The 21,031-nt window shown below is 63.7% G+C and carries 17 protein-coding genes; 9 read left to right on the top strand and 8 right to left on the bottom strand.

The annotated features are described in order from the left end of the window. Positions 1-263 precede the first annotated feature (263 nt). On the top strand, positions 264-1,922 hold the full coding sequence (locus tag BGRAMDRAFT_RS07060) for a methyl-accepting chemotaxis protein (protein WP_006048007.1): 1,659 nt from the start codon (positions 264-266) through the stop codon (positions 1,920-1,922). 251 nt (positions 1,923-2,173) lie between these two features. Here BGRAMDRAFT_RS07060 and BGRAMDRAFT_RS07055 read toward each other — a convergent pair whose 3' ends face one another. The 7 genes from BGRAMDRAFT_RS07055 to BGRAMDRAFT_RS07030 form a co-directional block, all read right to left on the bottom strand. Beyond that, positions 2,174-2,983 (bottom strand): c-type cytochrome, encoded by an 810-nt coding sequence (locus BGRAMDRAFT_RS07055; RefSeq protein ID WP_006048006.1) that lies wholly within the window; start codon positions 2,981-2,983, stop codon positions 2,174-2,176. Continuing rightward, positions 2,980-4,605, bottom strand: a complete 1,626-nt coding sequence (locus BGRAMDRAFT_RS07050) for a b(o/a)3-type cytochrome-c oxidase subunit 1 (RefSeq protein WP_006048005.1) — start codon at positions 4,603-4,605, stop codon at positions 2,980-2,982. The genes BGRAMDRAFT_RS07055 and BGRAMDRAFT_RS07050 overlap by 4 nt, the downstream gene beginning before the upstream one ends. Continuing rightward, positions 4,592-5,170 (bottom strand): cupredoxin domain-containing protein, encoded by a 579-nt coding sequence (locus BGRAMDRAFT_RS07045; protein WP_006048004.1) that lies wholly within the window; start codon positions 5,168-5,170, stop codon positions 4,592-4,594. Before BGRAMDRAFT_RS07045 ends, BGRAMDRAFT_RS07050 begins: the two co-directional genes overlap by 14 nt. Before the next feature lie 2 nt (positions 5,171-5,172). Further along, the gene (locus tag BGRAMDRAFT_RS34935; RefSeq protein ID WP_006048003.1) at positions 5,173-5,349 is read right to left on the bottom strand and encodes a hypothetical protein; all 177 of its coding nucleotides are present in this window, start codon (positions 5,347-5,349) and stop codon (positions 5,173-5,175) included. 67 nt (positions 5,350-5,416) lie between these two features. Beyond that, positions 5,417-6,757, bottom strand: coding sequence for a c-type cytochrome (locus BGRAMDRAFT_RS07040; protein WP_006048002.1), 1,341 nt, complete (start codon positions 6,755-6,757; stop codon positions 5,417-5,419). After that, the gene (locus BGRAMDRAFT_RS07035; RefSeq protein WP_408282186.1) at positions 6,754-7,434 is read right to left on the bottom strand and encodes a c-type cytochrome; all 681 of its coding nucleotides are present in this window, start codon (positions 7,432-7,434) and stop codon (positions 6,754-6,756) included. The genes BGRAMDRAFT_RS07040 and BGRAMDRAFT_RS07035 overlap by 4 nt, the downstream gene beginning before the upstream one ends. Before the next feature lie 366 nt (positions 7,435-7,800). Further along, positions 7,801-8,688, bottom strand: a complete 888-nt coding sequence (locus BGRAMDRAFT_RS07030; protein ID WP_006048000.1) for a LysR family transcriptional regulator — start codon at positions 8,686-8,688, stop codon at positions 7,801-7,803. A 94-nt stretch (positions 8,689-8,782) separates the two neighbouring features. On the opposite strand from BGRAMDRAFT_RS07030, the gene BGRAMDRAFT_RS07025 reads away from it, so the two are divergent. The 8 genes from BGRAMDRAFT_RS07025 to BGRAMDRAFT_RS06990 all read left to right on the top strand — a co-directional run bounded on the left by BGRAMDRAFT_RS07025 (position 8,783) and on the right by BGRAMDRAFT_RS06990 (position 20,188). Beyond that, on the top strand, positions 8,783-10,321 hold the full coding sequence (locus BGRAMDRAFT_RS07025) for an MFS transporter (RefSeq protein ID WP_006047999.1): 1,539 nt from the start codon (positions 8,783-8,785) through the stop codon (positions 10,319-10,321). Between the two features lie 277 nt (positions 10,322-10,598). Beyond that, a complete protein-coding gene (locus BGRAMDRAFT_RS07020; protein WP_006047998.1) occupies positions 10,599-11,300 on the top strand; it encodes a response regulator in 702 nt (233 codons plus the stop codon). Between the two features lie 163 nt (positions 11,301-11,463). After that, a complete protein-coding gene (locus tag BGRAMDRAFT_RS07015; RefSeq protein WP_006047997.1) occupies positions 11,464-12,153 on the top strand; it encodes a response regulator in 690 nt (229 codons plus the stop codon). A 119-nt stretch (positions 12,154-12,272) separates the two neighbouring features. After that, a complete protein-coding gene (locus BGRAMDRAFT_RS07010) occupies positions 12,273-12,917 on the top strand; it encodes a response regulator (protein ID WP_006047996.1) in 645 nt (214 codons plus the stop codon). 240 nt (positions 12,918-13,157) lie between these two features. After that, positions 13,158-13,904, top strand: a complete 747-nt coding sequence (aqpZ, locus tag BGRAMDRAFT_RS07005; protein ID WP_006047995.1) for an aquaporin Z — start codon at positions 13,158-13,160, stop codon at positions 13,902-13,904. A 29-nt stretch (positions 13,905-13,933) separates the two neighbouring features. Then, positions 13,934-18,385: an ATP-binding protein gene (locus BGRAMDRAFT_RS07000; protein WP_083803801.1), complete on the top strand. Its 4,452-nt coding sequence runs from the start codon at positions 13,934-13,936 to the stop codon at positions 18,383-18,385. Between the two features lie 279 nt (positions 18,386-18,664). After that, positions 18,665-19,099 (top strand): CHRD domain-containing protein, encoded by a 435-nt coding sequence (locus tag BGRAMDRAFT_RS06995; RefSeq protein WP_006047993.1) that lies wholly within the window; start codon positions 18,665-18,667, stop codon positions 19,097-19,099. 123 nt (positions 19,100-19,222) lie between these two features. Further along, complete coding sequence (locus tag BGRAMDRAFT_RS06990) at positions 19,223-20,188, top strand: alpha/beta hydrolase (protein ID WP_006047992.1); 966 nt, start codon at positions 19,223-19,225, stop codon at positions 20,186-20,188. Here BGRAMDRAFT_RS06990 and BGRAMDRAFT_RS06985 read toward each other — a convergent pair. Beyond that, positions 20,158-21,000, bottom strand: coding sequence for an EcsC family protein (locus tag BGRAMDRAFT_RS06985; RefSeq protein ID WP_006047991.1), 843 nt, complete (start codon positions 20,998-21,000; stop codon positions 20,158-20,160). The two genes, BGRAMDRAFT_RS06990 and BGRAMDRAFT_RS06985, sit on opposite strands and share 31 nt — an antisense overlap. Between the last annotated feature and the right edge of the window lie 31 nt (positions 21,001-21,031).

Raw genomic sequence — 21,031 nt, 5'->3', positions numbered from 1 at the left:
TCCGGCTAGCGTGCCACGAACCCGGCGGGCCCGCCATGCGGCGCTTCGAGGCCGGTTGCCGTCGTCGAAATGTTGATGCGACGCAAACGCTTGCGTCATCACCATAAAGTTTCCAGTTATTTCGCCGTAGTCCCTATCTGTGGCATTCGCTTAAATTCTGACAAAAGTTGCGGACCATGCCGAACGGGCTTGGGCGCAGCACGCGTGGCCGGGCACATTTTCACTGAGTATTCGGTCAGGCAGCCCAAATGGAGACTAGCCCGATGCTGAAAAATCTGTCGATTCGCAGTTGCCTTACCTTGATGATCGCCTTCTTTGCCGCCGCGCTGCTGCTGGGCGCCGCGGCCGGGCTTCTGTCGCTGCGCTCGAGCAACGCGTCGCTGCAGCAGATGTACACCGTGGATACGCCCGCCGTCGCCGATCTTGAAGGCAGTGCCGGCCAGTTGCTGCGGCTGCGTCTCGCGCTGGCCACTTATTCGTCGCTGGTGGATCTGAACGACCAGGACGGCGCGAACGCCGTACTCAAGCGCTTCGATCAGTATCAGAAAGCGTCCGACGAACGCCTCGCCCACTATTTGAGCCGCGCCAGCGCCGACGAAACCGAGCAGCGGCTGATCAAGGACATGCAGACGAAGCGCGACACGTTCCTGCACGAAGGCGTGGAACCGGCGTTCGCCGCGTTGAAGGCGGGCGACCATCCTACGTTCCAGCAATTGCAGGCGCGCAAGCTGCCGTCGCTGTACAGCGCCTATGAAAAAGCGATGCTCGCGCTCGAACAACTCCAACTCGATCACGGCGCGCAGCGCTATCAGAGCGCACAAGACCTGTTTTACGCGATCTGCGTGACGGTGGCGGTCGGCATCGTCGTGTCGCTGCTCGGTTCCCTGATCGGCCGCGCGGTGCTGGTGCGCGCAATCGTGACTCCGGTCGATGCGACCATCGCGCAGTTCCAGCGGATCGCGAATGGCGACCTGACGGGCCGCATCGTCGTGACGAGCAACAACGAAATGGGGCGCCTCGCCGCGGCGCTGCGCAAGATGCAGGAATCGCTGATCGCGACGGTGACGTCAGTGCGGCAAGGCACGGAATCCATCGACAGCGGCGTGAGCGAAATCGCCGCCGGCAATACGGATTTGTCGCAACGCACGGAAGAACAGGCTGCGTCGCTCGAGGAAACGGCGGCGAGCATCGAAGAGCTTACGTCGACGGTCAAGCAAACGGCGGACAACGCGAAGCAGGCGAGCTCACTTGCCCAAGGCGCATCGACGCTCGCTGCTCAGGGCGGCGAGCTGGCGGACAAGGTGGTCGGCACGATGCACGAGATCGTCGACGACTCGCGGCGTATTGCCGACATTGTCGGCGTGATCGAAGGGATCGCTTTCCAGACCAACATTCTCGCGCTGAACGCGGCCGTCGAGGCGGCGCGTGCCGGTGAGCAGGGCCGCGGTTTTGCGGTCGTCGCGAGCGAGGTGCGTTCGTTGGCACAGCGAAGCGCCGCGGCTGCGAAGGAGATCAAGGCGCTGATCGACGCGTCGACGGCGCGCGTCGAAAACGGCTCGCAACTGGTCGAGCGCTCGGGCTCGACGATGAGCGAAATCGTGCAGGCGATCTCGCGTGTGAGCTCGATCATGGGCGAGATCGCGGCAGCGGCAACCGAGCAGAGCGCGGGTATCGACCAGGTGAATCTCGCCGTCGCGCAAATGGATGAAGTCACGCAGCAGAATGCCGCGCTCGTCGAGCAAGCCGCGGCGGCCGCGAGTTCGCTGGAGGAACAGGCGCGAAGGTTGACGTCGGCGGTGGCTGTGTTTCAGACGGAGGGTGGTTCGTCGTCGCGGGTCACGGCGGGCTTAAGTCGTGGCAACGGCAACGGCGTTGCGGCTCAGTTTGCGACAAACGAGGCGGATGAGTTCGTCGCTGCTTGATGCGTTTGTGAGCGGTTTGACGGGTGAGGCGAGGCGCGGTCGGGTGCGTCAGGTGGCGGCGCGCTGAGCCGTACCGCACGGCGAACAAACGAACCGCCAACAACGCACCGCCAGCAACGCACCGCCAGCAACGCACCGCCAGCAACGCACCGCCAGCAACGCACCGCCAGCAACGCACCGCGAACAACGCACCGCGAACAACGCACCGCGAACAACGCACCGCCAACAACGCGCGTCCTCTGAAGCCCGCCTTACTGCATAGCCGCATAATACTTCGCAAGACTATCTATCTCCGCCGACGTCATCTGCCGCGTCACATTGCGCATCTGCTCATTGATGTCGTTGCGACGCGCGCCCGAAGCAAACGCCCGCATTTGCGCGGCCAGATAAATCGACGACTGCCCGCCGAGCCACGGCGCTGACCCTTTGCGGTCGAGCTGTCCGTGGCACGCCGCACACGGCGCGATATTGCGCTGCGGATCGCCCTGCATCGCGAGCCGCACGGCGTTCGCATCGGGCGTGCTGCCGGTCGGCGCGACTTCCGCTGCCGGACCTCGCGGCAGTGACGCATAGTAAGCCGCGAGATCGTGCAGATCCTGATCGCTGCGGGCCGCGACGATCGGCTGCATGATCGAGTTTTGCCGCACGCCTTGCTGATAATCGCGCAACTCCTTGTAGACCACATCAGCGTATTGACCCGCCAATGCGGGCGCCGTGACCTGCACCGTGCCGAGCACGCCGTGGCACATCGAGCAGTTCTGCGTCGCGATCGTCGCGCCGCGCCCGATCGAATCCGCGTCGGCCCGCATGCGCCGCAACGGCGGCAGCACGACAACGTCGCTCGGCGCCGGGCCCGCCACGTTCGCGCCGCCATACCAGCTCGACGGCGCGCCCGCCGCGCCGCAGATGGTTGCCCACAAGCCGCGGCCCGCGAACGCGCTATTCGCCGAAGGCAGCCAGACAAAGCCGATCAGTATCGCGATGACGGCAATCGCGAGCGTGCCGCCGACGCTCACCGTGAACCACGGGTTGCGCAAGCTGAAGACGCGTTCCTGATTCATCGCTGGGCTCCGACGACGACCGCGGGCACCGAAGTCTGCGGCAGTTTGAGCAATTGAACGATGGGCACGCTGTAATTGACGACGGTCAGGCCGATCATCAGGGCGACCCACAAGCCGAAGGTATTCAACGCGGCCGGCACGCGTTCCACCGGATGAACCGCGCTCGCGAAGCGGAAGCGTTGCTGCTCAACCGCGGGCCCGAACTGCGACTTCGCGAGAATGTAGATGAAGAGCGCGCCCGATACCGCGAGAATCAGGCCGCCCACTGCCGACACGCCGACCCAGAACGCCTGCGATTCGAGACCCGGCATCTTGTAGTCGTAGTAAGCCATGCGGCGCGGCGCGCCGAGCAGGCCGACGTAATGCCACGGCAGCGTGACCACCAGCATGCCGATGAACCATAGCCACAACTGCGTGCGTACGAGCTTCACCGACACGATCGCGCGGCTCGTCAGTTGCGGCCACAGTTCATAAGCGATCGCGAAGTACATGATGACGATCGCCCCGCCGAAAATCAGATGGAAGTGCCCGGTGACCCACTGCGTGTTGTGCACCGTCGAGTTCAACTGATAGCTCATGTTGATAAGGCCGCCCGCGCCGCCGAGCCCAAGCATCACGAACGAGAACGCGATGACGAGCATCATCGGATTCTGCCAGGGCAATGCCGTGAGCCAGCCGAACGCGCCTTTGCCGCCGCGCAGCCTGCCGGCAATTTCCACCGACGCGCAAATCGTGAACACCGTCAGCAGCGTGGGCACCGACACCATTCCGGTGAAGACCGCGTGCAAAAACTTGAAGCCCGAGCCGACCTGCGGATCGACAAACAGATGGTGAATGCCGATCGGCATCGCGAAGACGAGAAACAGAATGAACGACACGCGCGCCATCGAATCGCTATAAAGCCGCCCGCCGATGGCTCGCGGCACCAGCGTGTAGTACGCGATGTATGCGGGAATCAGCCAGAAGTAGACGATCGCGTGCAGCGTCCACGAGAACAGGATGCGTGAGAGGCCGGCGTCGATCGTATTGGTGAGGCCGAGCGCGACCGGCAGAATCTGAAAGAGGATTTCGAGCGCCGCGCCGACCGCGGTCCACGCCCACAGGTACGCGCCCGCAACGTTGGCGAACATCGCAAGCGGCACCGGTTTGCCGGGGTTCGCGCGCCTCCAGATACGCAGATTCACGTGCATCAGCGCGACCCAGATCCATGAGCCGACCACCACCAGCACCACGCCGAGGTAATAGAAAGGGCTGCCGATCATCGGCGGATAGAAGGTGTAGAGCACCGAGGCTTTGCCGAGTGCCACGGGCACCATCGCCATCACCGCGCCGACCGCCAGCATGATGAACGCGGCCCATGCCCACTTGAGGCCGGCGAGGCGCTGCGCGAGCGCAAGCTCGACGATGGCATAACCGAAGCCCATCGACACCAGCGTCGGCAGCACGTAGGCCATGACCGACCCATGCGCGGTCACCGAGCGGTAGTAGAGTTCCGGGTCGCCGATCCAAGGCGCGAGCGGGCTGCGCACCAGCATCTGCCAGGCGCCGAGAAAGAGCGCAATGATGAACGCGATAAAGGCGAGCCAGAAATGCGCGAGAACGAGTCGCTTAGCGTGAAACACAGCTCAGCCTCCGTGTTTGTCGGGCCTGCTCGAAGAAGGCCGCTTTGTCGATCACCTTCACATGCGCCCACATCGCCTGATGACCGAAGCCGCAGAACTCGTGACAGGGCATGGTGTGATCGGCGGGCGCGTCGAAGCGCGTGTTCAGCGTCGCGACGTAGCCGGGTACGACCATCGTGTTGATGTTGGTGTCGGTGACGAGCAGGCCGTGCACGACGTCGGCGCTCGTCGTGCGGATCGTGATCGGCGTATCTGCGGGCACAAGCAGGCACTGCGGCGTGAACGAATACTGCTGCGCGATGAAACGCACGATCACCGAGCCGTCCGGCTCGACGGCGCTGCCGAGATTGTTTTCGACGAATTCGCCCGAGAGTTGCAGGCGCGACGGGTCGATGGTTTCCACGCGCGACGGCGGCATCATCGCCCAATGCAGTCCGGAGTACACGATCACGGCGAGCATGAGTACGATCAGCGCGCTGACGAAGATCGCCCAGCGGCGTTCGGCGCGCAGCGCGACCGCGTGGCCGCTGCCTGGTGGATGTTGAGGTTGCGGTTCGGTGGACATGATCAGTGCACGACGCCGCGCGGCAGAAACACGAGGAAGTAGAAGCCGAACCAGATCGCCATCACGATCAGCGTAGCCACGCCCGCCACCGCAACGGCGCCGTGCGGACCGGCGGCCACCACGCGTTCGACGTCTTCATCCGTGGATCGGCCCGCGGTGCGGGTATCGTTCGCTTCCATCAAGGGCTTCTCCAGTTTCCGATGCGGCGGTTCAATCGCGGCTGCTGCCGCTACGGGACATGCCGCGCTAATGCAGCGGCGCCTTGCGCAGTTCATTGACTTCGCGTGCGGTCACGGGCTTGCCGTGATTGCCCCACGCGGTGCGGATATACGTCACGACGGCGGCGGCTTCGGTGTCGTTCAATTCCTGCGCGAAAGGCGGCATGCCGTAGGGCTCCGGGTTGCGTCGCGTGCCAGGCGGGAAGCCGCCGTTCAGCACGATGCGGATCGGGTTCACCGCGGAGTCCATTTCGATCGACTGGTTCGCGGCGAGCGGCGGATAGTGCTGCAGCTTGCCTTCGCCTTTTGCGCCGTGGCACAGCGCGCACTTGTCGGCGTAGATCTTTTCGCCGAGCGCGAATACGTTGGTGTTGGTCGCCGCCGACGGCCCCGACTTGCGGCCGCGATTGTCCGGCAGCGTCTTCAGATACGCGGCCATCGCCTTGGCGTCTTCGTCGGTCATGTATTGCAGGCTGTGGTAGGTGACCTCGGCCATCGGGCCATACACCGCACCACGGTCAGAGATACCCGCTTGCAGCAGATCGACGATGTCCTTGATGCTCCAGTCGCCGAGGCCGCCGTCCTTGTCGGAGGTGAGCGAGGGCGCATACCAGTTCTGCACCGGAATCAGCCCGCCGGCAAACTGCTCGCTTTGCGACGAGCCGCCGAGCATGTTGATCTTGGTGTGGCACATCGTGCAGTGCCCGAGTCCTTCGACCAGATACGCGCCGCGATTCCATTCGACCGAACGAGTCGGATCGGGCTTGAACTCGCCTTCGCGGAAATACAGCGTGCGCCAGCCGTATAGCAATTTGCGCTGATTGAACGGGAAGCGCAGCGTGTGCTTGTGGTTCGCCTCGCGCACCGGTTCGACGGACTTCAGATAAGCGAAGATCGCGTCCGAGTCCTCGCGCGTGACTTTGGTGTACTGCGCAATCGGCATCGCCGGATAAAGCAGCTTGCCTTCGGGCGTGATGCCGGTGCGCATCATCCGGAAGAACGCGTCCTCGCTCCATGTGCCGATGCCGTATTGCGCGTCCGGCGTGATGTTCGGCGAATAGAGCGTGCCGAACGGCGTCTCCATCGCGAGGCCGCCCGCAAACAGCCGGCCGCGCGGCGCCGTGTGGCAGGCCACGCAGTCGCCCGCGCGCGCCAGGTATTCGCCGCGCTTGACGATGTCGGGACGCGTGTCGGCGGCTGCGCCGGATTGAACTGCTGCGCTTTCCGCGGCACGAGCTTCGGCGACGACGAGCGGCAACGGCACGGCCATGCGCGCAAGCATCGCGCTGCCGCATACGAGCGCCGCGGCGGCGAGCAGCGCGAAGCGGCGGCGCATCGGCGTGCGAGGCGGACGAAGTGTCGGTTTCATTGCGGTTGGCTCCCGCATGCGAGAGGCAAGCGCTCCGCCGATGCCGGCGCGGGCCGCGGATCGGCAGGACGCGGTTGGCGCGCGAGCCACGTGGACACTGCGGTGATGTCCTTGTCGGTCAGCTTCACGGCGATCGAGTGCATGCAATCCGGCGCGAGCGCGTGGCGTGTGCCCGAACGCCAGGTGCCCATCTGGCCGGCGATATAGCTCGCGTGCAAACCGAGCAGGCCGGGAATGCCCGGCTGCTGGCCGGTCATGCGCGCGCCATGACACGCGATGCACGCGGGAATCTTGCGCGCAGAATCGCCTTGCATCACGAGCCGCTGACCGGCGGCGAGCACCGCGGGCGAGACGTCGGAGTGATCGGCATTCGGATAAGGCGGCTGAAGATCGGCGAAGTACTCGCTGATCTTGTGCAAATACTCGTCGGGGAGAAATGCGACCAGGTAACCCATCGGCGGATAGGTACGGCCGCCGTCGCGGAATGCGATGAGTTGATTGAACAGATAGTCGGCGGGCTTGCCGGCGATGCGCGGGAAGTAATCGTTATTGAGGCCCTGACCTTGCACGCCATGACACGAGGTGCAGGCGCGCACGCGCTCGTCCATGGCCGAAGGCATTGCGCCGGCTGCATTGCCGGCCGCTAGCGCGGCGCCGCTCCATAAGAGATGGAGCATAAACACAATGGCAAATCCCCAAGCTCTACGATGCACGTCGGGCCTCGCTGGGAAACGTTTTTTTGTCGGCTTGCTTCGCCCGCATTCGCGACTGGGCTGCTTTCCAGTCACCACGCACAGCGGGTCTATCACTTTCTCTCTTACGACAGCACAGACTGCGAAGGGAAGCTTATTCTGGACAATAAAGTTGATTCGCCATTGCGATGCAATTGCTTGATTCAAATCAAGCAAGCGCGTGTATGTGCCGAAGACGGCGGCTCGTTGATTCGTCTCTGACCATCATAGATGCGCTTCAAAGCGCTTTCAATGCTTCAATTTGCACTGCACGCAAATTCCACGGCGGGCGAATGTGACAGTCCGATGTGCTTAACTGAAGAGCCGCATCAACGCTAGGCGCGCATTGCTCACGCGTTCGCTTTCGCCAATTCGGCCTGGCAATAGATGGAATTCGACGGCAGGCAATGCGGGCAAGCCGATGCCGGGCGGGCACGCGATCACGCCCGCGCCAATCGACGATTCATTCAGGCACGAGATGCCGAGCCCCGCCTTTAACGCGAGCTGCAATCCGGCCACGCCCGAAGCCGAGTGGGACACCACATAGGGCACCTTGTTTTCGTCGAGCAGTTTGACGACGAAGCGCTGCAACTGGCAACTCGACGGCAGCAGCACCAGTTGATACGGCGAGGCGGGGCGCGGACTCGCATCGGCGGCGCTGACCCACAGCAGCTTCTCACGCCTGACCACGGTGCTTTGCGCCGCGCCGCGCCGGCCGTTCGCTCGCGAGTTGCCGGTGACGAGCCGCAACGAGAGGCCGATGTCGAACGAGGCGTCGTCGGCGGCGTGGCTGTCGATCACGGCGCTCGGCAAGACCGTGACATGCAGCTTCAGACGCGGATGCTGCTCGGAAAACGTCTTGAGGATGCGGGCGATGTCGTGCGGGCGGTAATAGTCGGTGATCGCGATGCGCAATTCGCCGTCGAGCGAGCGGCCTTGCAGGTCTTCGAACGCCGCTTCGCTCATTGCGATGATGCGCCGCGCGTGTTCGAGCAGGCGGCTGCCCGCAGGCGTCGCGCTCACGCCTTGCTTGCTGCGTACGAAGAGCGGCTGGCCGACGCGTTCCTCGAGTTTTTTCAGCTGCTCGCTAACCGACGATTGCGACAGGAAAACGCGCTCCGCCCCTGCCGACACGCTGCCCGATTCCGCGACGGCGACGAAGGTGCGCAGTTGCGTCAGATCGAATCCGCGCTGGCTCATGTTTCGCTTGTTCCGATGGATGGCATCTGTATTTCCGGCTTTTCCGATGGAAGCCGTCGCCGTAGGATACCTCCGAAATCATCGCGGAGGAATCATGGCAAACGGATTATCGGCAAGCGGCTTCATCACCGGCGGACGCGCGGCGAGCCATAAATGGAAGGTGCTGGGCGTCGGTTTCGCGGCGAACGCGAGCTTTTCGGCGGCTTTCTCGGGCATTCCTACGACGGCTGTTTATTTGCGCTCGGGTTATCACCTCGGCAACGAGGGACTCGGCCTCGTGCTTGGCATGCTTGGTTTGGGCATCGCGGTCAGTGAACTGCCGTGGGGACTCTTGACGGACCGCTGGGGCGACCGTCGCGTGCTCTTGCTGGGACTGCTGTCCACCGCGGCGGCGCTCGCCGGCCTTGCGCTCTTCGCGGCGCCGTTCGGCTCGCATGTGCCTCACGTCACGACGCTGGCGGTCGGCTTGCTGCTGGTCGGCCTGCTCGGCGGCAGCGTCAACGGATCGAGCGGCCGCGCGGTGATGGCGTGGTTTCGTGAAGGCGAGCGCGGACTGGCCATGAGCATTCGTCAAACGGCGGTGCCGGCGGGCGGTGGACTTGGCGCGCTGCTGTTGCCGGCGCTGGCGTCGAGGTTCGGCTTCGTGAGCGTTTATGCGGTGCTGGCGCTGGGTTGCGCGATAACGGCGGGGTTCGCATGGCGATGGCTGCATGAACCGGCGCATGTTGTGGACGGCGATGCGGGCGCGGCGTATGGAGGCGCGGCGCATCGTGCGAGGACAGAGGATGCGGCAGAGGCTGCGGGCGATGCGAATGGTCAGCGTGCCGTAGACGCGGTGGGTATCGTACGTGCTGACGGTGCCGCGCAAGGTGCGCGTGCGGTGCGTGGCGAAAGCGCCGTACGAGCAGCCGATGCGGCGGGCGGCGGACGTGCCGTGCATGCCAACACCAACGGCGCCAAGGTCAACCTCGCCAAGGCCAACGTCGCCAACACCAGCCAAGCCAAAACCCCCTCGCCGCTGCGCGAAATCGGCATCTGGCGCGTCGCGCTCGGAGCGGGCGCGCTTTGCGTGCCGCAGCTTGCCGTCGTCACGTTCGGAACCGTGTTTCTGCATGACTTCGGTCACGCCGACGTGCTGACGATCAGCGTGGCGATGGCGGCGGTGCAGGCCGGCGCGGCGATCGCGCGCGTCTGCAGCGGCAGGTGGACGGATCGGCACGGCAATCGGCGCGCCTACATGCGCGGCTGCAGTCTGCTCACGGCCGTACTGTTCGCCGCGCTTGCCCTCGCGACCGGCGTCGCCGGCATGCAGCACGTCGCGCTCACGCCGGTCACGATGATCCTCGCGTCAATGATCGTGCTCGGCGGCGTGAGCGCGTCCGCATGGCACGGCGTCGCGTTCACCGAGCTCGCGACGCTCGCCGGCACGAACCGCGCAGGTACTGCGCTCGCGATCGGCAATACCTGCGTTTTCCTCACGCTTTTTCTGACGCCGCTTGCGATTCCGCCGCTGCTCTCGCTCGGATCGTGGCCGATGGTGTGGGCGGTCGCGAGTGTGAGCGCGTTGCTCGCGCTGCCGGTTTTCCCGCGCGCTGCGCGCATGGATTCGGCGCGCGTGACGCAAACCTGTTGACGTGGGTTAAGAATTTTCACACAGCGTATTTCCATTTCGCGCGACGTTTATCTGGACGCCGCGCAAGCCGGTGTGCAAGACGGTGTTAATGGCGCCTGGTTTGCGCGCCAATCTCCCCCGCGTAGACCTTCGCGAATTATTCACTTTGGGTATTTAAGCCTTTGGCGGTTCGATTCACTACAGGATTAGGAGCGCTCCGATTTTAGTTTTGCGCGGGGTGGTGATTTTATGGTCGTGCCGCGCGCTCACATTCAAATGTGTCCGCGGCGGGACACGCGTGGAGCGTCTTAATCTGTTCTGCGTATCTGATAACTATTCCTACATTCAGCGCGAGAAAATCCTAGTGAACATTCGAATTGTTCTTGCCGACGATCATCCGTTCGTTCTGCTTGGTGTCAGAAGCATGCTTGAGACGCGTGCCGGCGTCGCGATCGTCGGGCAGGCTGGTAGTCCCACGACATTGATCGAACTGCTGCGGCGCACGCCGTGCGACGTGCTGGTTACAGATCTGTCGATGCCCGATCCCGCCGGCCTCATCGAAGATGAATTGCACCTCATCCGCCATATCCAGGCCGAGTGGCCGGGCCTGCGCATCGTCGTCATGTCGACGACAACCAACCCTGCGCTTCTCCGCGCGCTTGCGGCGGACGGCGCTGTGAGCTTGCTAAGCAAGAGCGAGTCGACGCGCGAACTGTGGCGTGCGATCGACGAACCTGCAAGCGGCGCGCGATATATCGGAAGTTCGATTGCGAGACTTCTCGCAAGACCGGAGACGGGTTGCGATCGGAAGATGGCGCTTCCGCTGTCGGGAATGCAGACGACGGTCGTCAGGATGTTCGTAGAAGGCCACTCAATTGCGGAAATTGCCGCTTCTCTCGGATGTCATCGCCGCACTGTTATTCGGCGAAAGCGTGAAGCAATGACAAAACTTGGCGTTACTAACGATCCTGGTTTATTCTCGTGCATCAGGTCCAGTTAAATTCTTAAGATTGTATCGCATAGCTAAGCAATTAATCGATCCGGTTTTTGAAGTTGTTTCGGACCGATCTTATGTTTAAGGCCATCGTAATGCTTGATGATCAAGCGGGACCGGTTGCGCGGGACACGGTGACGGGAGTCAGAACATGGAGAAGAGGTAGACGATGGGCGACACCGCTGCAATAAGCACACCGGTCCGGGCGATCATCGCGGACGATCATCCGCTCGTCCTGCTGGCGATCGAAAATCTGATAGGCGGCTACCCGAGCATGGAGGTCGTCGGCCGCGCGGCCGACGCGACCGAGCTCTTTGCCGAGGTCGACCGCACAGGCTGTGACCTCGTGCTCATGGATCTGTACATGCCAGGCGGCGCAGACGGCAGCGGAGTCGAGGCCGTGCGGCAGTTCAGGAGGCGCTATCCTGACGTCGCGCTCATCGTGCTCACCATGGAGACCGAGGCCGCAGCGCTGCAAAGCGTGATCTCGCTCGGCGTGGACGCGCTGATCAGCAAGCGCGACCGTATCGATCTGATCCACGTGGCAATCGTCACGGCGCTCGCGGGCGAATGCTATCTGGGACCGGCGGTGCGCACGCTCATTACCAAGGCAGCGGCGATGCAGCGGCTCGACTTCGTGCGTTCGGTGTTGTCGCGGCGCGAGCTGGAAGTATTCACTCAGTACGCGTCGGGGCTCGGCGTCACCGAAATTGCGGGCCGGCTCGGGCGCAGCGTCAAGACGATCAGCGCTCAGAAATGTACGGCCATGCGCAAGCTTTCGTTAAATAGCGACGCGGAACTGTTCCGGTTCGCGGTCGAGCATGGCGTGGTGTCGGAGACGCACACCGAAGGCCGTTAGCGCACCGATAGCTACAAGTGGACGTCGCGCCGGGCCGGCGCGGCGAACAAAAAATGGATTGGCGTTGCCTGGGGAAGTACATCTCGTATTGGGCAGCCAGTCGATAAGTCAAGAAAACAATGACAGACAAAATCCGCGTTATCGTGGCGGACGACCACGACTGTGTTCGCGTCGGCGTGACGCGATTGCTGCAGGCCACATCGAAAATCGAGATCGTCGGGCAGGCGGCCGACACCCAGGGACTCGCCGAATTGCTCGACATCTGCGAGTGCGATGTCGTCATATCCGACATCGGCATGCCCGGACTGGACGGCGGGAGCAACGCCGTGTCGTTCCTGCGCCGCGTGTTGCGAGGGCGCGCGCATCCGCCTGTCGTTGTCCTCACCATGATCTGCCATGCGCATATGCTGTCAGGGCTGTTACACCTCGGCGTCAGCGCAATAGTGGACAAGCGCGACACGACAGCAGCGTTGATCGACGCGATCCGTGCAGCAATGTCGGGCGGCGTCTATCTGTCGGATCGAGTGCGCAATGTATTGGAGATCAGCGAGACGCCTCCGCAACTACGTGCCAGCGTTCTCAGCGCGCGCGAATGGGAAGTATTTCAGCTCTATACGCAAGGTCTCGCTGTGCACGAAATCGCGAAGCGTCTCGAGCGCAGCGGAAAAACCATTAGCACTCAGAAGCGCACCGCCATGCGCAAGCTGGGTCTCGAGACTGAATCCGACCTCATCGAGTACGCGCGGCAAATCGGACTGGTCTAGGCGACGTGCTGACGCCATGCCCCTATACCGACATCTCGCGGTCCTGAAATTAGGACTCTTCTGATTGGTAGACGCGCCTCGCCGCTACATAGTTGCGAATTAGCTTCGGCCTTTGCTGACGTTAGCCTCATAGAAGCAGTTATTTCTCGAGGCTAGACCGCTCAAAGCCGGGAACTTGAGGCGGGTGTGCTGCAGAAATTTCGCGGCGCCTTCCGCCTTGCATCGCGACAGGAGGGCGGCATGGCCGTGCTAGGTAAGCGGTTGTCGGTCGAGGGCGTAGGTACTGCATGGCTTGTTTTCGTCGGCTGCGGCAGTATTGTGTTGAACACCGGCGCCGTTCAGCACGGGTACGGCGTACTCGAGGTCTCACTCGCGTTCGGCCTCGCGCTCGCCACGGCCAGCTACTGGTTCGGCGGGACGTCGGGCGCGCATTTCAATCCCGCTGTCACGGTCGGTTTCACGGCCGCGCAACGGTTCCCCGTCAAAGACTTGCTGCCCTACATCGCAGCGCAGATTCTCGGCGCTGTCGCGGCCGCTGCGCTCCTCGTCTATGTGGCGAACGGCCGCCCCGGCTTTGAAATGGGCGCGAGCGAATTCGCGGCCAATGGTTTTGGCGACCATTCTCCTTCGGACTACAAACTGCACTCCGCGCTCGCGATCGAGTTCGTGCTGTCGTTCGCGTTCGTCATGGTGAGCCTCTTCGTGGCCACGCGATACAAGGCGGAGGTGGCCGGGCCCGTGGTCCTCGGCGGATGTCTGGCGCTCATCTATCTGGTGTCGATTCCGGTTACTAACGGCTCGGTGAACCCGGCGCGCTCCACGGCGCAGGCGCTTTTCGTCGGCGACTGGGCGCTCGACCAGTTGTGGCTCTTCTGGGCGGCGCCCATGTCGGGCGGGGTCGTGGCGAGCTTTGTGTTTTCGGTCCTGTCCGGCAGATCCGAGCAGTCTGCCGCTGCGCTTGCCGATCGGCAGAGCGAAGCCGCTTGAGTCGCGCCGTGTCTCTGAAATTCACCGCGATGGGCTTCGAAAGGGCCGCGATAGCGCGCGTATTCCGGCGCGTCTGCCTATGTCTCGTAGGACTGGCTCTGTTTGCCGCTGCGCAATCGGCAGCGGTCGCGGAGTCGTTTGGGGATTCCGCTGCGGTGCGGACGGTTGAAGCTTTTCCGCAGAAAATTACCGTCGGCGTGCTCGCGGACAACTGGTTGCCGTTCGACGCGCTGCAGGACGGCCGGCTGACCGGATTGAGCGTCGACTATCTGCGTGCGCTGGTCGGGCCGAACGTCGTGATCGAGGCCAAGGCGTTTCCCGACATGCCGCAACTGCTCGCCGCAGCCTGCGCGGGGGAAGTTGATCTATTGATGAGCGTCGCCCGCACTCCCGAGCGCGAGCGATGCCTCAGTTTCACGGCGCCGTATTTTCGCGCGTCGACATCGGCGGTGGTCCGCAGGGACGGTGAACTGTACGAAGGCCCCGCGCGCGTCGCGGCAGCGTCCATCGCGATCGAGAAAGGCTTTGCGCTCGAGCGCTCTTTGCGCGAACGCTTTCCGCGCGCCCAGATCAGCGCTTTTACGTCGACGCACGCGGCGCTCGCCGCGGTTGCTAGCGGCGATGCAGACGTCTACATGGGCTTCACGCCGGCCATCCAATATGCACTCGCCACCGACGAGTTCCGCAATCTGCGTGTCGCGTTCGGGGAAACCAGCCGGAGCGCGGAACTGCGGTACGGTGTGCCGCGCAACCAGGTTGCATTGCGCGACCGGCTCAATCGTGCGTTGGCATCCATGAGTCAGGCCGACGATACGGCCATTCGCGTTCACTGGCTCTCGGGCAATTTCGACGCGAAACCCGAATCCGCCACATCGCGCCTGGAACTGACGCAGCAGGAGCAGGCCTGGCTGCGGTCGCTGCCGCCGTTGCAAGTCGGCTTCGACAGCAGTTGGCCGCCGTTCAGCTATATCGACGCATCCGGGCATCCGGCCGGCATTACCGCCGACTATCTCGCCTACCTGAGCCGCACGCTCGGCGTGGTATTCAACCGCGCGCGGCAGCCCGACTGGCCGAGTACGATCGACGCATTCCAGCGCGGCGAACTGGCCATTCTCACCACGGGCTCGAGCAACGATCCGCGCCTTCAGAAGGCGCGGCATACCCGTGCATACGAAAGCTATCCGCTCGTGATGGTCGGTCGCGACGACGAGCCCGCCGCACGTTCGCTCGGCGATTTTGCCGCGCGGCGCGTCGTGGTGTCGTCGCATGTCGCGGGGGCGGGTCTGCTCGCGTTCCAACGCATCCCGAAGGACCACCTGGCCATCGCGCCAAGCCTCGACGAAGCGTTGCGCATGGTCGCTTCTGGCGAAGCGGACGTCGTCGTGGAAAATGTGGCTGCCGTGGACACGATGCTCAAGCGGCAATACTCGGGCGTGCTAAAGATTCTGGGCACGGTCGGCGAGTCGGACGCCCTCGATTTCGCCGTGCGCCCGGACCTGAGTCCGCTCGCCGGGCTGATCGACCGTGCGTTGCTGGCCATGCCGCCTGCCGAGAGGCAGCGCATCCGGCAGAAATGGGTGACCGGCAACGCACCGGCAACGGGTACGTGGAGCGTGACTGCCGTGCGCCTCTTGCCTGTGCTGATCGGCATCGGTGTCGCGTTGCTGGTCACGTTGCGCGCTTATCTGCTCCTTCAGCGCGAAGTCAGGCGCCGCAAGCAAACCGAGCTCGAACTCGCGTTGCAACTGAACTTCCAGGAAACCATGATGAAGATGGTTCCCTATCCGCTCGTCGCGCAGGATCTGCAAGGTCGCTACATCGCCGTCAACGGTGCGTACGAAGCGGCATGCGGGCGAGGCCGCGAGGCGGTTCTCGGACGCACCACGATGGACGTTCAGACGTGGGGCGAAGCCAACAGCGACGTGCTGGAGAAAATGAGGCTCGACCTGCTGCAAGGCGGCGACATGGCCCAGGTCGAGCTTCAGTTCGAGCGCGGCCCCGGCGATTTGCGGCACGGCCTGTTCTGGACCAGCATCTGCCGCGGCAATGACGGTCAGCCGGTCTGTTCGCTCGGCACCATGGTCGACATCACCGACATCCGGCGTGCCGAAATGCGCGCGCGCGACACCGAGCGGCGGCTATTCGATGTCACCCGTTCGTTGCCAGCGGTGGTGTTCCAATTGCGCCGCGCGGCGGACGGCGCCTATTCGTTTCCCTACATCGGCGGTGCGCCAAGACTTCTGCTTGGCGAAAGCGGAATAAGGCAGACATGCCTCGAACATGCCGACTTCGCGCGCATTTGCGACGAAGACCGGCCAGTGGTGCTTGCGGAACTCGAACGTTCGGCGCGTCTTGAAACGCCGGTGCTCGTCGAGTTTCGTCTCGGCCGCGAACACGAGTTCAAATGGACGCGCGCCGAACTGGTGCCGCGCCGCGAAGCGGACGGGGGCGTCGTATGGAGCGGCTACTGGGTGGACGCGAGCATTGAGCACGCGCGTGCCGAGGAACTCGCCCGGGCGCGCGACCTGGCGGAGGCCGCTTCGCGCGCCAAGGACGACTTCTTCGCGATGATGAGCCACGAAATCCGCACGCCGATGAATGGCGTGCTCGGGCTCGTCGAGGTGCTGGAGCGCACGCCGCTCAACTCCGACCAGGGCGAAATGCTCGGCATGATTCACGAGTCGGCGGGCGCGCTGCTGCAAATCCTCGACGATCTGCTCGATTACTCGAAGATCGAGGCCGGCCGCCTGACGATCGAAGCGGAGCCCATCGATCTGCGTGAAATGGTCGACAACGCCGTGGGGCTGCTCGCCGGCCGCGCGCACGAGAAGGGTCTGAAAGTCCGCGTGGACATTGCATCTGACGTCGCGGCCACGCTGCGAGGCGACAGCGTGAGACTGCGCCAAGTGCTTTTCAATCTGCTCGGCAACGCAATCAAGTTCACGCCCGAAGGTCACGTGGACGTGCGCGTGGCGGCGGTTGCGCAGACTGGCGAGCTTCAGACAATCGAAGTCATCGTCGAAGATACCGGTATCGGCATTCCGGCGGAACTGCAGGCAAAGCTGTTCGAGCCGTTCGTGCAGGCCGAGTCGTCCACTACGCGCCGCTTCGGCGGAACCGGCCTCGGTTTGACGATTTGCCGCAAGCTGATCCAATTGATGGACGGCTCGCTGGCGCTAGACAGCGAACCCGGCCGCGGCACCCGCATGACCGTGCGGCTCAGCATGCCGGTCGAGACGCAGCGCTATTCGGTGAGCGGCTTGCGCGGCAAGCGCTGTCTCGTCGCGACCAACGACGCGCGAGTCGGCCAGGCGCTCGTCCACTTCGGGCAAGCGCTGGGGCTCGACCTGTACCACATTCCGGCAGACGCCGAGGATTTGCGTTGCAGCGCGACGCTACGCGACGTCGACTTATTGTTCGTGAGCGAGGACCTGACGCTGCCCGCCAACGTCACGCACAAGCTGCGCGTGATCTCGCTGACGGAGAAGGCCAAGCCCACGGGCTACCGCATTCTCGAAGACGCCAACGTGCGCCTGAGCATCAACCCCATATCATGGCGCGGGCTCGGTGCGGCGTGCGCGGCGGTCATGACGGGACTTCAGTCCGCGCCGACGCCGTCGGCTGGTGCGTCGGCTGTGCGCGAAGGCATCACCGCGCCGCCGGACCGCGAGCGGGCTATGGCGAGCGGCCGCCTGATTCTCGTCGCTGAAGATCATCCGGTGAATCAGGAGTTGATTCGCCATCAACTGGCGCTGCTTGGTTTTGCGTGCGACGTCGCGAACGACGGCGCGGAAGCGCTAACCGCGCTCGAACACACCAGTTATGGATGCCTGATCACCGACTGTCATATGCCGAACGTGTCCGGTTATGAATTGACGCAGCGCATTCGGGAAAGAGAGCAGGAGCATGGCGTTTCGCATCGTCTGCCGATTCTGGGCGTCACCGCGAACACGGCGCCCGAAGACCTCAACCTGTGCCGCGAGGCGGGCATGGACGAGAGCCTCATCAAGCCGACACGCCTCGCCACGCTCCGTGAATATCTGAGCCGCTGGTTCGGCATTGACAGCGCGTGGCAGGCGGCTCCGGCCGAAACCGCTGACGCCACGGATCTTGCCGGGGCCTCAGCAACCGCCGCCGAGCCGTTCGTCCCGGTCGATCTCGGTCACATGACGCAATTGTGGGGCAGCGAATCGACGGTCAAGGCTTTGCTCGATTCGTTCGTTTCTTCCGTGCGCGAAGACGTTCGGTCGCTCACGCCGTTGCTCGAGAACGTCGATATGGTTCTCGTGCGCGAGTGGCTTCATCGGGTGATGGGCGCGGCTAGCGTGCTGCAATACCCGCCGCTCATCAGCGCGCTCGACGAATATCGCCACAGCGTCATCAGCGAGCCGAAGCGGGCGCGTCGCGAAGGACTTGCGCTCATCGACAAGTGCAATGCAATGCTGGACGGCATCGAGCAGCAAGCCGCGTTGCTCGCCTGAACGCTTAGACGAAAAAAAACGCGGCCGAAGCCGCGTTAAAGATTTGGAGACATCCCTCGATGAAGGAGTCACTTCTCGCGAGGTCAAAGCATACCAGGGATCGCCCGGATGATTCATTCCATAATCTGCAAATAACTGTTCGGGAAAATCGCAACAAGCGTCGAGCGGCGCATTTGCTGCGTCCACTCCCACCATCGACGCCCTCCGGCGATTTGCACTAGTATGTGATGGCTTCGCGCGGCCGTGGCGCCGGCGCGGTGCATTTCGTCGGAGAAGACCATGAATACGCTAAAAAAACTCAATATCGCGATGGCTTTGTGGGCGGCAATGGCGGGCGCCGCGTTTGCGGACACCGTCGCGCTGAAGGCAGACCTCGAACCTTCCAGCGAAGTGCCACCGCGTGTGAGTCACGGTCACGGCGCGCTGAACGCAACCTTCGACACGTCGACAAAATCTCTCCAATGGACCGTCACCTATGAAGGGCTCAGCGGCCCCGTCACGGCCGCGCATTTTCATGGTCCCGCGCCGGTTGGGCAGAACGCGAAAGTGCAGGTTCCCATCGACAAAAGCGCGGTAGCGAGTCCGATGAAAGGCTCGGCGGCCCTCAGCGAACAGCAGGTGACCGACCTGATGGCCGGCCAGTGGTACTTCAACATTCACACCGCGCAGAACCCGATGGGTGAAATTCGCGGGCAAGTGCTGCCTGCCAACTAGCGCGCGGTACTGCGTAGCACGGTCGGATCGGCGGATGCGCCTTCACGATTAGAAGCCCCCATCCACCGACGCAGCGGACAACGCACGTACCATGACGGGACATTTCCGAAGGAGCGTGTCCCGATGAGTTGGCAAAGCGCACTCGCGTGCTGGTTTTTGCGCAGGCAATTTCGCCCTCAAACCCTGAAACCGCATATCGACGTCCACAAGGCGCGCGCGTTGACGGCGAAGCGCGTGTGGTCGCCCGACGTGCCGCGCGGCTGGCGTCTGCGTGAACTCGATGGCGCGGACGGCAACCCGCTGCGAGGCGAATGGATCGAGCCCGCAGCGGACCAACCCGCAGCCGGCGCGCAACCCACAGTGCTCTACTGCCACGGCGGCGGCTACTACTTCTGCTCGCCGCGGACGCATCGCTCGATCGTGTTCGGTCTCGCCACGCGTGCGAATGCACGGGTCTTTTCGCTCGATTACCGCCTCGCGCCCGAACACCGCTTCCCGGCCGCGCTCGACGATGCGACCGCCGCCTATCGTCAATTGATCGCCGACGGCACAGCGCCGGAGTCGATCGTGATTGCAGGCGATTCGGCTGGCGGCGGCCTTGCGCTCGCGGCGCTGGTCGCGCTGCGCGACGCGGGCGATCCGTTGCCCGCCGGCGCACTGCTGTTCTCGCCGTGGACGGATCTCGCGGCAACCGGCGCGAGCATCGTCGATAACGACGGCGCGGACCCGATGTTCAGCGGCCCGGCAATCTCGCGGGCGGCCAAGATCTATCTCGGCGAGATGCCCGCCACGCATCCGTATGCGTCACCGCTCTACGCGGACCTCCGCGGCTTGCCGCCGCTTTTCACGATGGCGGGCAGCACCGAAGTCCTGCTCGACGACTCGCGGCGCGTCGCCGCGAATGCGCGCGCGGCGGGTGTCGATTGCGAACTCGAGGTGTGGAAAAAGATGCCGCACGTGTGGCCGCTCTTCGCGCCATTCGTGCCCGAGGCGAACCGCGCGCTCGATCGCGCAGCCGCCTTCGTGACGCGCGCGACACGCCACACCGCCAATCCTGCTCAGGCGCCGAGCGTGACGTCGATAGTCTGATACGCGGCTTTCACCGTCGGCTCGCCGTATTGCCGTTCCAGTCGACGCACGGTGAAGTGGCCGTGCGCGACCTGCTGGAAGTGGTCGATGAAAACCGTGTTGACCATTGCGCCGAGCACCGCGCCGATCGCCGGAATGGACTTCGCGGCGATCTGTTCGCTCACCTGCACGGAGAAGCGCGCGGCGATCGTATTGACGAGGCGCAGCAAGGCGGCCGAGCCGTGCGTGGTGAATCCCTTGGTCGCGATTTCTGACGACGCTTTCGACACCGCCTGCGCCAGCGCGCCGCGCATGATGAAGTAGCCGAAGTCGGCGTCGTCGTCAGCCGTGGACGTGCCGCCCATGCCCAACACCGTCAGACATTGGAGCTGCGTGTCGATCGACGTCAGATCCTCGCCCTCGCTGCGCGCGATGTCGCAAATCGAGCGGAACATCAGCGTGGTCGTGACCGGCAATTCGACGGGCAGTGCAAACAGGCCAAATGCGCCGCCGGCCGCGCCGGTCGTGGCCACCGCGAACTTGTGCAGCAGATTGCTCGGCTTCTCGGGCGCGAGCAGCGACGACGCGCCGTCGCGCCGGCCCAGCGTGCGCAGCGCAATGGACAGACACTTGCGCAAAGCCAGTTCGGTCGCGTCCGTGACCTTCTCGTTGGCGAACGCGGGCATGCGCGAAAGCAGCTTCTCCAACGGCGCGCCGACGATGCTCGCCAGCTTCATCGCCAGCGCGGGGCTTTCCAGTTCGTGTTTCGCGCGCCGCAGCGCGCTCAGATCTTCTTCCGACAACGATTGTCCTGCGAGCGAACCTGGCTCCATGCGCCTCCCTGGCGTGACGTGATGTGCTTTT

This window comes from Paraburkholderia graminis C4D1M (assembly GCF_000172415.1).
Taxonomy (GTDB): domain Bacteria; phylum Pseudomonadota; class Gammaproteobacteria; order Burkholderiales; family Burkholderiaceae; genus Paraburkholderia; species Paraburkholderia graminis.
The sequence above is the reverse complement of the archived record's forward strand: the minus strand, read 5'-3'. Positions and strand labels throughout refer to the sequence as shown.

What these genes read in the sequence shown, in the direction of transcription:
- BGRAMDRAFT_RS07000 (WP_083803801.1), top strand. Translation starts at nt 13,934, where the DNA reads ATGGGCTTCGAAAGGGCCGCGATAGCGCGCGTATTCCGGCGCGTCTGC.
- BGRAMDRAFT_RS07015 (WP_006047997.1), top strand. Translation starts at nt 11,464, where the DNA reads ATGGGCGACACCGCTGCAATAAGCACACCGGTCCGGGCGATCATCGCG.
- BGRAMDRAFT_RS34935 (WP_006048003.1), bottom strand. Translation starts at nt 5,349, where the DNA reads ATGGAAGCGAACGATACCCGCACCGCGGGCCGATCCACGGATGAAGAC.
- BGRAMDRAFT_RS07010 (WP_006047996.1), top strand. Translation starts at nt 12,273, where the DNA reads ATGACAGACAAAATCCGCGTTATCGTGGCGGACGACCACGACTGTGTT.
- BGRAMDRAFT_RS07030 (WP_006048000.1), bottom strand. Translation starts at nt 8,688, where the DNA reads ATGAGCCAGCGCGGATTCGATCTGACGCAACTGCGCACCTTCGTCGCC.
- BGRAMDRAFT_RS07060 (WP_006048007.1), top strand. Translation starts at nt 264, where the DNA reads ATGCTGAAAAATCTGTCGATTCGCAGTTGCCTTACCTTGATGATCGCC.
- BGRAMDRAFT_RS06995 (WP_006047993.1), top strand. Translation starts at nt 18,665, where the DNA reads ATGAATACGCTAAAAAAACTCAATATCGCGATGGCTTTGTGGGCGGCA.
- aqpZ (WP_006047995.1), top strand. Translation starts at nt 13,158, where the DNA reads ATGGCCGTGCTAGGTAAGCGGTTGTCGGTCGAGGGCGTAGGTACTGCA.
- BGRAMDRAFT_RS07055 (WP_006048006.1), bottom strand. Translation starts at nt 2,983, where the DNA reads ATGAATCAGGAACGCGTCTTCAGCTTGCGCAACCCGTGGTTCACGGTG.
- BGRAMDRAFT_RS06985 (WP_006047991.1), bottom strand. Translation starts at nt 21,000, where the DNA reads ATGGAGCCAGGTTCGCTCGCAGGACAATCGTTGTCGGAAGAAGATCTG.
- BGRAMDRAFT_RS07025 (WP_006047999.1), top strand. Translation starts at nt 8,783, where the DNA reads ATGGCAAACGGATTATCGGCAAGCGGCTTCATCACCGGCGGACGCGCG.
- BGRAMDRAFT_RS07045 (WP_006048004.1), bottom strand. Translation starts at nt 5,170, where the DNA reads ATGTCCACCGAACCGCAACCTCAACATCCACCAGGCAGCGGCCACGCG.
- BGRAMDRAFT_RS07040 (WP_006048002.1), bottom strand. Translation starts at nt 6,757, where the DNA reads ATGAAACCGACACTTCGTCCGCCTCGCACGCCGATGCGCCGCCGCTTC.
- BGRAMDRAFT_RS06990 (WP_006047992.1), top strand. Translation starts at nt 19,223, where the DNA reads ATGAGTTGGCAAAGCGCACTCGCGTGCTGGTTTTTGCGCAGGCAATTT.
- BGRAMDRAFT_RS07035 (WP_408282186.1), bottom strand. Translation starts at nt 7,434, where the DNA reads ATGCTCCATCTCTTATGGAGCGGCGCCGCGCTAGCGGCCGGCAATGCA.